Here is a 12,774-nt window from a genome sequence, read left to right as displayed (position 1 = left end):
TTTGCCAACATTCATTATAAAATTTTTTTTGATTCCGGAAAACCCGGCAAGGCAAGCAGTGTTGCCGGTGTGCCATACCAGTATCAGGAACTGCTGGGCGTCGTATGGCGGGAGAGCATATACAGGGAGCTCGGAACAGGGGAACATGCGATTACGCTGGCATTATTGCTGCACGTGGATCATGAAGATACGCCGTTTGTTTCAAAACTGATTGAGAAATCAGGGCTGACGGCAGAGGAGTGGGTGAAAAGGCTGATGCATGCCCTGTTGCCTCCACTGGTGCATTTCATGTACCAGTATGGCACTGTGTTCTCTCCGCACGGACAGAATACGGTGCTCGTACTGAAAGATTTGATTCCGAAGCGTATAATCATGAAAGACTTTGTGGATGATGTCAATATAAGTGACCGGCCGCTGCCGGAACTGGACGGACTCTCGGACAATCTTAAAGCAGTCCTGCGTACCGAAGCGCCTGAAGGGCTGACCCAGTTCATACTTACAGGGCTTTTCATCTGTCATTTCCGTTACCTGGCGGATATACTCGAAGATTACGAAGGATTTCCTGAGAGTGGCTTCTGGCAGATGGTAAGGGATGAAATCCTTGCCTATCAGGAAAGATTTCCACACCTGAGCGGCAGATTCGAACTGTTCGATCTGCTGCGGCCGACATTTACAAAACTGGCACTGAACCGCAACCTCATGCTTGACTACGAATATGAAGACGGTGATGACCGTCCCCATGCAAGTGAGCATGGAGAGGTGACCAATGCGCTCCACAGGCCGGAAGCGGCAAAAATGAATTGAAAGATGAAACCAGAGACAGCATCCATTGGATGCTGTCTCTGTTGATATTCGGGTGAGTCCTTTCAAATACTGTAATATTCTTTGACGAACTGCATCAGACTGCTGACTATTCTCAGGTCCAACGTCTCTTCTTTATACAGGAACCAGGAGTTGCGGACGATGTTTCTGCCGTCCGCTTTCATATCCAGAGTATAAAGATCATCCTCATCCTGGATGCTGATGTTCGGCATCAAAGAATACCCGAGGCCTCTTTTGACCATCTCTTTGCATGTTTCTATGCGGTCCACCTCCATGGATGTATGAGCGGGCCTGTCGAAGTTTTTCAGCCACCAGTCATCAAATGTGTTTTTCAGGAGCGGGTCTGTCTGGTATTTTATATAGTTCAGGCGGGGCAGCTCTTCAAGCGTTATCTCCTCTTTTGAAACGACGCTCATGTGTTCTCTTGCGATCAGTATCTTTTTGCCTTTCCATCTGACATCACCGCGGAGGAATGCTGCGTGGATGGATTCATCCTGCAGGTGACTGATGATATCTGAACTCCAGCCGGTTTTGAGCTGAAGATCGACGCCCGGATACCGGCTGATGAATCCTTCCAGTATGTCCGGCAGCTCATAATGTGCGAAGTTGCTGGAAGAACCGAGCCTAAGAGTCCCGCTTACTTCCCTGTTCATGTTTGAAAGTGCGTCTTCAGTGTTTTTCAGTTCCTTGAGCATTTTTTCAGCGTACCTGACCAGGTATTCCCCCTCACTGGTGAAAGTTATCCCTCTGTTTCCACGGTGCATCAGAGAAATGCCGAATTCTTGTTCAAGCTGTTTAAGCCTGTATGTGAGCGAAGGCTGGGAGAGGTAGAGTTTCTTCGCGGTTTTTGTGATATTTCTTTCCTCGTAGAGGAGTGTGAGCAGCTGCCAGTCCTTTTCATTCATAATCATCACCCTGACATTGAATTATTCTATCTATAACCATTGAATGTATATATTTTACTTATGTCAAGCATTCTTCTAATCTTGACTCAAGAATATTTATAAAAGAGGGATGAAGGATGGCAGAAACAGAAAAGCAATTTGATGCGGTTGTAGTCGGCACAGGGAACGCGGCATTGAGTGCTGCAGTCGCAGCAAGTGAAAAAGGGGCAAGCGTCCTGATGGTGGAGAAGGGACCTGAACATAAACGCGGCGGCAACTCGTTCTTCACAGACGGTGCAATCCGTTTTGCATACAGGGACCTCGAGGGTATCAAACGGATCGTTGATGGTCTTTCTGAAGACGATGATATTGAAATGCCTGAATATGGAACGGAGGATTTCCATGGCGATCTGATGAAAGTGACGCAGGGGAAAAGTAAAGCGGAACTTGCGGATCACCTTGTTTCCAAATCATATGAGACGATAGAGTGGATGAAAGATCAGGGCGTGAAGTTCATCATGAATGAAAACCAGTTTTTTGAAAAAGACGGCAAAAAGATTTTCTGGGGCGGCCTGCCTGTAAAGACAGAGAACAAAGGTATCGGTCTCGTTGAAGCGATGCTCAAGAAAGCCAGGGAAAACGGTGTGGAAATCTGGTATGAATCCCCGGCGGTAAAACTTGAGAAGACAGACGGTAAAATTTCCGCCATACACATCGGCCGTAAACATGGAGGGAATACGGTTATAAAGACAGATTCCGTCATCCTGGCCTGCGGCGGGTTTGAAGCAAATAAGAAAAAACGCATGGAGTACCTCGGTGATGAATGGAAGGATGCTGTGGTCAGAGGCAGCGAATACAATACGGGCGATGGCATTGCAATGGCACTTGAAGCTGGAGCGGTGCGTGCTGGACAGTACGACGGGTGCCATGCGCATACGACGGATTATAATGCTCCAAAAGTCGGTGATTACAGTAAGCCGGGGGATATCTACAAGAAGTCATCCTATCCGCTTGGTCTGATTGTGAATACGGAAGGTAAGCGTTTTGTGGATGAAGGTGCAGATTTCCGTAACTATACGTATGCCAAATATGGTAAAGAGACGTTGAAGCAGCCGGACCATAAAGCGTTCCAGTTGTATGACAGCCAGGTGCGCCCGATGCTCAGAGCCGAGTATGATCTTGAGGAGGCGACAGTATTCAAAGCGGACACACCCGAAATGCTTGCAGTGAAGATGGGTGTGGATAAAGAGTCGTTCATGCAAACTCTCACGGATTATAACAGGGCCGTGCAGGAGGGGGATTACAACCCGAGTGTCAAGGATGGCAAGTCTACCCGGGGCCTGTCACCGGAGAAGACGAACTGGGCATTGACTTTCGATCGGCCGCCTTACTATGCTTATCCGGTAACATGCGGTATCACATTTACTTTCGGTGCGGTAAAGGTGAATAGTAAAGCGGAAGTCCTGGGTGACAAGGAAGAGCCGGTCAAAGGGCTGTATGCTGCCGGGGAAATGGTCGGCGAATTGTTCTATCACAACTATCCAGGCGGTTCAGGGCTGATGTCAGGCTCCGTTTTCGGAAGGACTGCAGGAATGTCTGCAGCGGAAATGATCAGGGGTAAGGCATTTGACAAATAGCAGTCAGGGTTCAGCGGAGTAGGTGATATCTATGCAAATTATCAGAAGACGTTTCACGAAAACATTCAATATCCTAATACTGGCAGCTGTTGCAGCTCTCACACTAATAGCTCCATCGACCTTTCTCTCGGACTTCACTCCGGAACAGCAAAGGACGGTGGGGCTGCTTGTGCTTGCAATATATCTCTGGACAATTTCGCCGCTGCCATCTGGTGCTGCAAGTATATTGCTTCTGGCCATGATGATGATACTCGGTCTGGTGGATTCGGTGGAGGGGGCGATGACAGGTTTCCTGTCATCAGCCCTGTATTTCATCCTCATTCTGACGATACTTGCGAGAGTTCTTGTAAAGGCCGGGGTGGACAAGGTCGTCGCTTCACAGTTGCTCAGGCTGAATAGAAAAGGCCCCAAAGCCATAGCTGTCGCATTGCCGCTCATGATTGCGATACTGCCCGTGCTCATGCCTTCTGCATTTGCCAGGTTGAAAATGCTGCTCCCGTTCATTGACCGGCTGAACGATGCGTTCGGTTTTTCAGACCGGAGCATCTTCAGGAAGTATGCACTGTACGTGGTCGGTCTGATGAACCAGAATGGCACCATCATCGTCTATACAGGTGGTGGTTTCCCGGTTCTCGCAGCGCAGCTGCTGAAGGATTACAATGTTGCAGATCTGGGGTGGCTGGAATGGTTCCTGATAGTCGCGCCTCCGCTCTGGGCATCACTGTTGATGGTGAATGTATTTGCATGGAAATATCTGAAACATAACTATCCGCCGGAAATTCCTGCAGATGTGCGGGATCCTCAAGCCCGGACGGAATCAGACTTCGTAACACCCTCTGAAAAGAAAAAATTCTGGTTCGTAATCATCACCTTCGCCCTGATGATACTCACGTGGATTGTCACAAACAATGATGCTGTACCGACATTGCTGCCGCCGATGATTCTGCTGGTCATCTATTCATTACCTAAAGTGGGACTTCTCGGCAATGAGGATATCCGGGCATTCGACTGGGAGAATTTCCTGCTTCTGGGCGCATCATTTTCAATAGGGATACTGCTGGATCAGAATGGGACGGCTTCTGTAATAGCTGAACAGATGCTGCAGTTTGTGCCTGATGGTTCCGGAATGACTTTCAAAATCATGATCATTGCACTCATCATCTTCCTGTTCAGGATGATATTCGTCGTCCCGTCTTCTGCAATCATCGTGATTTTCCCAGTCATCATCTCCTATGCGGATATCACGGGCATACCTGGCGTGAGTATCGCATTCCTCGTGATCATGATTGTTGGCGGGACCAACATATTTCCAATCCATTCACCGACGTCATATTTCGCGTTCCAGACAGGTGTGCTCAGTAAAAGGGACCATTACATCATCGCCTCTTTCTCCACCTGTATATTCATCATGACCGCAATCATTGCTGCGGCATCATATTGGATGCTGTGGCAGTAGTGCAGACAGGAAAGTTGTTTGAATATTCCTTCAAAAAGTGCGGAGTATCTTCAATGAAGCATATATTACTGGTATAATGGTTCTTAATTCATCCGGGGAAGTATGATTATTATGAAACGACTGTTAGATGTAAGTCTTGAAACGAAGATAAACGGCATACTGATCGGGGTGATGAGTCTGATCATCATTTCCCTGTCGGTGTTCTATCTCTACCATTCCGGCAGTGAATACTATGACAATGCCAGAAGGCTTACGCTCCAATCTGCAAAAACCATCTCCTTCATGCCTTCACTGGTCGACGGTGATGATCTGAGCGACAATGAAAAGATCCAGACGCTCACCAACCAGTATATTTTTGAAAATGACATAGATTTTGTCATCGTCAAAAACAAGGAAGGCACCATCATGTCACATCCTGATCCTGAAATGATCGGAACTCATGAACCATTCAGCAATGATGCCCGGGCAAACATATTCGGGGCATATTATACCGAAGAGACAGACAAATATATAGAACCGGCCATTCTGGCTATTGCCCCCATCTACGCTGGTGACGAGGCAAAACAATTGAGTGGCGTAGTGAAAGTCGGCTACTTCGAGAGTAAGATCATCGAAAGGATAATGGTAAAGCTCTCCCAGCTGTCCTTCATTGTCGTGGTCTTCATCATTCTCAGTTTCTTCATAAGCAGATGGTTCGGGAAATACATAAAATCGGAAACGCTCGGCTATGAGCCCAAAGAAATCACAATGATCCTGAAGAACAGGGAGAATATATTCTCTGCGCTGGATGAAGGGATCATAGGGGCCGATCTATCCGGCAGGATCATCTATCTTAACGGAGCTGCCCGTAAATATCTTGATATCCCGGAATCAGCCGATTGGAATGCGTGTAATATACGCAACCATCTCGGACATGACATGGATTCGGTGCTTCAGGACAGCGCCCCCGGAATCCGCTACTTCGAGACCCAGCTCAACGATAAGGAAATCATAGTCATCATCAATGATCTGTATATAAAGGGGGAGCTTTCCGGCCATGTGGTCATATTGAGGGATATGACGGAAATGTCGGAGCTCTCCAATAAGCTTACCATCGTAGAGTCCCTGTTTGACGATCTCCGGGCGCAAAGCCATGAGTATAAGAACCGGCTTCATCTGATTTCAGGGCTGCTGGAGATGGAAAAATATACGGCCATAAGAGAAGTGCTCAATGATGAAATCGATAACCTGGATTCATACCAGAACAACCTCCACGGCATACGGGAAGACCGGGTCAAAGCACTTCTGATTGCCAAAATGAATACAGCCCAAGAAAAAAGGGTGAATTTCAGAGTCGATGAGGAAAGCCGGATGGAGGAGATTTCGGACAAGGTCACCATCAATGCACTGATTACAATCATCAGCAATCTCATCGACAACGCCTTTGATGCAGTGGCGGGCAGGAAATCATCAGAAATCGAATTTTACACCGGCTGGTTCGACGGCTGGCTGGAAATCGCAGTCAAGGATAACGGCAGCGGAATAAGCGATACGGATGAAGTGTTCAGAAAGGGATATTCGACCAAAAATGATAGTCCCGGCCGGGGATACGGACTCTACAATGTGAATAATAATGTTGAACTGCTGGGAGGATATATAGATGTCCACTCCCGGGAAGGGAGAACCATATTTACTGCCGAAATACCGATGGCGCAGGAAAGGGGAGAGGATGATGAAGATCCTTATAGTTGAAGATGATTTCAGGATAGGGGAGATGTACAGGGAGTATCTGCTGGAAAATACATGTGCGGATGAAATATACACAGCGCTCAATGCAACGGAAAGTCTAAGTCTTCTGGAAGAGAAGGACATCGATCTTATGCTGGTCGATGTCTATCTGCCTGATATGCAAGGGGATAGGCTGATAGAGGAAGTTCTGAAAGCATACCCTTATGTGAATTTCATAGCTGTCACTGCCAGCCAGGAAAGTGAGAAAGTGAAGAATATGATGCAGCTCGGTGTCCTTTATTATTTGGTGAAGCCTGTGAAGCTGGACAAACTGGGCGAGACGGTCAATGAATATGCCGAGAGGAACCGGGGGCTGTCAGAATCCGTTGAAATGGATCAGGAGAAGATAGACCGTTATTTTGGCAGAAAAAAGCGCATCGAAGAAGATGAATTTCCAAAGGGCATCGACCCGGTAACATTGAAGAAGATAGAAAATGCTTTCTCTGAAGAAGAGGAATGGACTTCCTCGCAACTCGGAGACTATCTTGGAACATCACGGACGACTGTCAGACGGTATCTTGAGTATTTGAGAAAATCTGGGAAACTGGCTGTCTCACAGGATTTTGGGGATAAGGGACGTCCTGAAAAAAAGTATAAGATAATCACGCTGTGAACTTTATGTTTTTTAATCACATAAAGTTCTTTATATTTTTAATTTTGGTAGCGTTTACATAAGGGCTGGAGCTGTTTAATATGGACTCAGGCAATAAAAAGAATATTAGGAATATTTTTAGGGGGATGTAACTATGAAAAGTCGTATGAAGTTTCTTTCCGTAATCATGCTCGCCCTGGTGCTCGTGCTCAGCGCCTGCGGCAACGGTTCTGCGGAGTCTGACTATCCGAGTAAAAACGTTGAAATTGTGGCACCTGCAACACCTGGCGGCGGCTGGGATGCCACTGCACGTGCTCTGCAGAATGTTCTGGACGAGGAAGGACTTGTGGAACAGAACATGAACGTTGTAAACAAACCTGGCGGCGGCGGTGAAGTCGGCTGGCAGTACCTTAAAGGAAAGGACAGCCACTCACTTTCAATCAACTCAAGCCTTGTAATTGCAAATAATCTTCTGGGTCAGAGTGACCTTACATATGAAGATTTCACACCGCTTGCAGTACTCGCTACTGAATGGATATCCGTTGCAGTACCGTCTGATTCTGACATTGAAGACGGTGTGGATATGCTTGAGAGACTAAAGGAAGATCCGAAGTCACTGAAAATCGCAGTCGGGCCGGCACTCGGCAACAATGATCATCTGTCATTCGTCCGTGTTGCCGATGAATATGGTGTGGATGTATCCCAGCTTGAATTCATGATCTATGAAAGTGGCGGCGATGTATTGACGGCACTTCTCGGCGGTCATGTCGACGTAGCGACACTTTCCATTTCAGAATCACTGGAACAGCATCTGAGCGGCAACCTTGACATTATTGCAACCACGGCTGATGAACCGATTCCGGAAGATGAAAGCATTGAGTCATGGCAGGATCAGGGAATTGACTTCACTTTCCCACATTGGAGAGGCATCATGGGACCGCCTGATATGACCGAGGAAGAAATTGCATACTGGGATGAAACTTTCAGCGAAATGGTTGAAAGCGAGGAATGGCAGAAAGTCCTCGATAACAACGGCTGGCAGGACTACTACATGAACAGCGAGGAGACGAAAGCTTTCCTGGATGAGCAGAACGAAATGTATGAAGACCTTATGAAAACTGCAGGTCTGACTGAATAACATATCAAAATACGGAAAAAGTGGGTGGAGATCATCAGATTCATAGTACCTTCAATCATACTGTTAATTTCCGTAATCTATCTGATACTCACATTCAATCTGCCTGAATCGAAAGTAGGAAACCCTACAGCAGCGATGAATTATCCGCTGCTGATAGGATTTTCCCTTTTGGGATTGTCCATTCTCTATATCCTGTCAGAGATCAAGGACAGGAAGAAAATCTTTGAGGCATATAAGATTTTTTCGGACAGGGAACTGACAATCAAGGTAATCATTGTGCTCGTATTATGTTTAGGTTACACATTCATATTTGAACGCATCGGCTTTTTAATTTCTACAATCTTATTTTTAGGCGCATTACTATTCTTGATAAACGGAAGACGCAAATGGTTGATGAATATTATCGTGACAATCCTGTTTTCATTCATTTCATGGTATACATTCGCGGAACTGTTAAGCGTCAGTCTGCCATAGGGAGGTATATCGATGGGAGTAGATTGGAATAGTTTCTTAGAAGGATTCACCACAGCCATGAGCTTTCAGAACCTGATATTCATCATCATCGGGGGTCTTCTCGGGACAGTTGTCGGCATGCTTCCGGGATTGGGCCCGGCTACAGCCGTCGCTGTCCTCATTCCGATAACCTTCGGCATGGACTCGACGAGTGCTCTTATTCTGCTTGGGGCCATCTATTACGGTGCGATGTACGGTGGGTCCAGAAGTTCGATCCTGATCAATACCCCGGGTGACGGCTCTGCAATCGCAGCGACGTTCGATGGTTATCCGATGACCAGGAAAGGCCAGGCGGGCCAGGCGCTGACGCTGTCGACACTTGCATCACTGGTCGGTGGTTTTGTAGCTATCATAGGATTTGTATTCCTGGCCAAGCCCCTGGCAAGCTTTGCCCTGCAGTTTGGTCCGGCGGAATATTTCTTCCTGCTTGTCTTCACGCTTTCAGCAGTAGTGTCGCTGTCCAAAGGGAATATGATCAAGGGGTTCGTCTCAATGGTACTCGGCCTGCTGATCACTACTATTGGTGTCGACTCCCAATCGGGTGTCTACCGTTACACATTTGATATACCGCATCTGAGTGAGGGAATCGACTTTCTTGTCGTAATCATCGGTATTTATGCAGTCGGTGAGGTACTTTACAATATTTTACTCATCAATAATGAAGATCAGCGTATAAAGGATGATGTTGGAAGGTCATGGATTACGAAGGAACAGTGGACGCGCTCCTTCTGGCCTATGGTCCGTCAGGCACCGGTTGGGTTCCTGGTGGGCATTCTCCCGGGGGCGGGCGGTTCAATCGCATCTATGATCAGCTACTCAACAGAACAGCAGCTTTCCAAAAAGAGTGATGAATTCGGAAAAGGGGCGCCGGAAGGGGTCGCAGCACCGGAATCATCCAATAACGCAGCGGCTGTAGGTGCATTCATACCGCTGCTTACAATGGGTATCCCCGGTTCGGGGACAACTGCAGTAATACTCGGAGCATTGATTATGCTTGGACTGCAGCCGGGTCCGATGCTGTTCCAGGATCAGCCTGATGTTGCATGGACATTCATCAACAGCCTTTTCATCGGAAATATTGTGCTTGTCATCATGAACATTCTTCTCATCGGGTTCCTGATCAAAATACTGAAGACACCGCCGCATGTACTGTATCCGATCATACTGGTACTCGCATTCATCGGGACATATACTCTCGGCTACAGCATCATCGATTTCTTCATACTGGTCATATTCGGCATCATCGGGCTGTTCATGAAGATACTGAACATTCCGACGGCACCGCTGATTCTGGCAGTGATCATCGGTCATCAGATGGAGCAGAACTACAGGATGGCGAGTGTGAGCTACGACGGTCTGTGGGCAATGATAACGGCGTCACCTATAGCGATACTGTTTGCTGTATTGACGGTGGCTTCCATCTTCCTTCCGGCACTCTTCAACCGTCTGTCCAGGGTAAAAGTCGATAACAAAGGATGATGAAAAATGACATGGATAGTGGAACAGCCGAAAAGCCAGCAGCAGCTGGCTTCCGGCTTCATGGAAAAAGTAAAAGAAAATAGGGCATTGCCGGTAATAGGGGCTCATGATGGCATGAGCTCCCTTTTGGCAGAAAGGACGGGTTTTGAAGTACTCTATCTCTCAGGCGGTGCACTGTCTGCAAGCAAAGGTATCCCGGATATCGGTCTTCTGACACTTGAAGATGTTGCGGGACGTGCGCGTGAAATCGTCCGTGCATCGAACATGCCGTTGCTGGTCGATGTCGATAATGGTTTCGGGGAACCTCTGAACGTGGCGCTGATGGCCCGTGAAATGGTAGAGGCCCGCGTGGCTGCTGTACAGATCGAAGATCAGCAGATTCCAAAAAAATGTGGACATCTGAACGGCAAAAGGCTGATACCGGAGGATGATATGGTCAAAAAGATCCAGATGATCAGGGAGGTGGCTCCGACTTTGAAAATCGTTGCCCGGTCTGACTCCTATGCTGTTGAAGGTATGGAGGGTATGATCGGCAGACTGCAATCATACACAGATGCAGGAGCGGATATCGTGTTTCCCGAGGCGATGCAATCAGTCGAAGACTTCCGTCATGTAAGGAAAGAGATTGGAATACCCATACTCGCCAACATGACTGAGTTCGGAAAAACGGATTATATTGATATGGAAAAATTCACTGAAATCGGCATTGATCTTGTCATTTTCCCTGTCACCTCGCTCAGGGCTGCTGCCCATAATGTGGAAGGGGTCTATAAGGCAATCAGGGAGCAGGGTACACAGAAACAGATTTTGAGCAGTCTGCAGACCCGAAAGGAACTGTATGAAATTCTGAAACTGCACGATTACGAAGAGATGGATTCCAAAATCGACCGTACCGTGCTTCCGGTGGGACAGGGGGATGCAGATTGAAATACGATGAAGTGATTGAGGAAATTGCCGGGTACGTCACGGAGGAGAGAGCGTTTGACAGGGACACTCTGAATGTTGCACTCCTGATTCTGAAGGACAGTATGGGCTGCATGATCAAGTCCCTGGATAATCCGCAATGTAAAAAGATGGTCGGCCCCATAGAAGCAGGCGATTTCCGGGAACATGGCATGCCGGTCCCTGGCATCAGCGGGCCGCTCGGGCTTTTGGATGCCAGTTGGAACATCGGCATGCTCATCCGATGGCTGGATTATAATGACTGCTTTTTAGCGGAGGAGTGGGGACATCCGTCCGATAATCTCGGAGGCATCCTTGCTGCATCATATCACGTCTCCTCCAGGGGGGAGAAAGTGACGGTGGGGGACGTGCTTCAATCGTTGGTCAAAGCGCATGAAATACAGGGTGTCCTCTCGCTCTCCAACAGTCTTAACAGAGTGGGTTATGATCATGTGTTTTTCGTCAAGCTTGCCACATCGGCAGTTGTATCCGAAATTCTCGGTGGAGATGCGGAAAAAGTAAGAAGTACGGTAAGCAATGCATTCGCTGACGGAGCAGCGCTCCGTATATACAGGCATGCACCAAACGTAACCACACGGAAATCCTGGGCGGCTGGTGATGCGACGATGAGAGGTGTTCGGCTGGCTCTGCTGACTGATAAATTGAATGAAGGCTATCCGGACGCACTGAGTGAACCGGACTGGGGATTCAATGAAAATATGATGGGTGGCAATGACATAACACTGCGACGAAAACTGGATGATTATGTAGTGAACAATATTTTATTCAAGGCGGATTTCCCGGCAGAATTCCACGGGCAGACAGCGGCAGAGGCGGCGATGGCACTGCACAGTGAATACCGGGATAAACTTGCCCTCATCAGTGAGATACGTATCTCCACACATGAATCGGCAGTCCGGATCATCGCCGGCAAATCGGAACTGAAAAATCCTTCGGACAGAGATCACTCCCTGGAGTATATCATTGCTGTGAGCCTGTTGAACGGGGACTTGAAGACCGAGTATTATGCAGACGATTATCATGACCGCCATCCGGAAATAGATCATCTTATGAGCAGGATGGTTGTCAAAGAGGATGGACAGTATTCAAAAGACTACCTGGCCCCGGCCAAAAGGTCCGTTCCGAATGCAGTACAGCTTATTTTTGAAGATGGACAGGAATCTGAAAAGATGGAAGTGGAATATCCCATAGGACACAGGTTCAGACGGCATGAGGCCATACCGGTCATCGACAGGAAATTTGAAAACAATCTGAGCGGCTGGTTCGGCGAAGATAAGATCGGACGGATAGGAAAAATGTTTGAGAACCCTGATTCCCTGATGAAAATGGATATATGTGCTTTTATGCATGGATTCCAGTGATTACGGAAGGAGCATTACTGACACAAAATGACCGCCGGCGGCAGGTGCCATCGGCGGTCATTCATTTTGCAAGATGAGCAATATTGTTATAAAATGTTAAAATAGATACATATCGTTAAATTCCCAGTCCGTTTCATGGACTGGCTGTTTTTTATTCAGGAA

At 47.5% G+C, this 12,774-nt stretch carries 10 protein-coding genes and 1 pseudogene; 10 read left to right on the top strand and 1 reads right to left on the bottom strand.

Annotated features, from left to right (window positions below; genetic code table 11):
* Positions 1-57: 57 nt before the first annotated feature.
* A pseudogene (locus C792_RS14505) lies at positions 58-804 on the top strand (IucA/IucC family protein); the annotation flags it as partial.
* A gap of 62 nt (positions 805-866) precedes the next feature.
* Here the strand turns inward: C792_RS14505 and C792_RS0111985 are convergent.
* Positions 867-1,727, bottom strand: coding sequence for a LysR family transcriptional regulator (locus C792_RS0111985; protein WP_017549695.1), 861 nt, complete (start codon positions 1,725-1,727; stop codon positions 867-869).
* Between the two features lie 116 nt (positions 1,728-1,843).
* Between C792_RS0111985 and tcuA the strand changes: the two genes are divergently transcribed.
* The 9 genes from tcuA to C792_RS0111940 all read left to right on the top strand — a co-directional run bounded on the left by tcuA (position 1,844) and on the right by C792_RS0111940 (position 12,612).
* Positions 1,844-3,343 (top strand): FAD-dependent tricarballylate dehydrogenase TcuA, encoded by a 1,500-nt coding sequence (tcuA, locus tag C792_RS0111980; RefSeq protein ID WP_017549694.1) that lies wholly within the window; start codon positions 1,844-1,846, stop codon positions 3,341-3,343.
* A gap of 31 nt (positions 3,344-3,374) precedes the next feature.
* Entirely contained in the window at positions 3,375-4,799 is a 1,425-nt protein-coding gene (locus C792_RS0111975; protein ID WP_017549693.1) for an SLC13 family permease, read from the top strand.
* Between the two features lie 111 nt (positions 4,800-4,910).
* A complete protein-coding gene (locus C792_RS0111970; RefSeq protein ID WP_017549692.1) occupies positions 4,911-6,530 on the top strand; it encodes an ATP-binding protein in 1,620 nt (539 codons plus the stop codon).
* The gene (locus C792_RS0111965) at positions 6,511-7,179 is read left to right on the top strand and encodes a response regulator (protein WP_017549691.1); all 669 of its coding nucleotides are present in this window, start codon (positions 6,511-6,513) and stop codon (positions 7,177-7,179) included. Before C792_RS0111970 ends, C792_RS0111965 begins: the two co-directional genes overlap by 20 nt.
* A gap of 133 nt (positions 7,180-7,312) precedes the next feature.
* On the top strand, positions 7,313-8,296 hold the full coding sequence (locus C792_RS0111960) for a Bug family tripartite tricarboxylate transporter substrate binding protein (RefSeq protein WP_017549690.1): 984 nt from the start codon (positions 7,313-7,315) through the stop codon (positions 8,294-8,296).
* A 24-nt stretch (positions 8,297-8,320) separates the two neighbouring features.
* On the top strand, positions 8,321-8,770 hold the full coding sequence (locus C792_RS0111955; RefSeq protein WP_017549689.1) for a tripartite tricarboxylate transporter TctB family protein: 450 nt from the start codon (positions 8,321-8,323) through the stop codon (positions 8,768-8,770).
* Between the two features lie 12 nt (positions 8,771-8,782).
* Positions 8,783-10,288 carry a tripartite tricarboxylate transporter permease gene (locus tag C792_RS0111950; protein WP_017549688.1) on the top strand — a complete coding sequence of 502 codons (1,506 nt, stop codon included), beginning with the start codon at positions 8,783-8,785 and terminating at the stop codon, positions 10,286-10,288.
* Positions 10,289-10,294: 6 nt separating this feature from the next.
* Positions 10,295-11,215 (top strand): methylisocitrate lyase, encoded by a 921-nt coding sequence (prpB, locus tag C792_RS0111945; protein ID WP_017549687.1) that lies wholly within the window; start codon positions 10,295-10,297, stop codon positions 11,213-11,215.
* A complete protein-coding gene (locus C792_RS0111940) occupies positions 11,212-12,612 on the top strand; it encodes a bifunctional 2-methylcitrate dehydratase/aconitate hydratase (protein ID WP_017549686.1) in 1,401 nt (466 codons plus the stop codon). The genes prpB and C792_RS0111940 overlap by 4 nt, the downstream gene beginning before the upstream one ends.
* The last annotated feature ends 162 nt before the right edge of the window (positions 12,613-12,774 follow it).

Origin of the sequence: Salinicoccus carnicancri Crm (assembly GCF_000330705.1) — a bacterium.
Classification (GTDB): Bacteria; Bacillota; Bacilli; order Staphylococcales; family Salinicoccaceae; genus Salinicoccus; species Salinicoccus carnicancri.
This window is presented reverse-complemented; position numbering and strand designations above follow the sequence as displayed.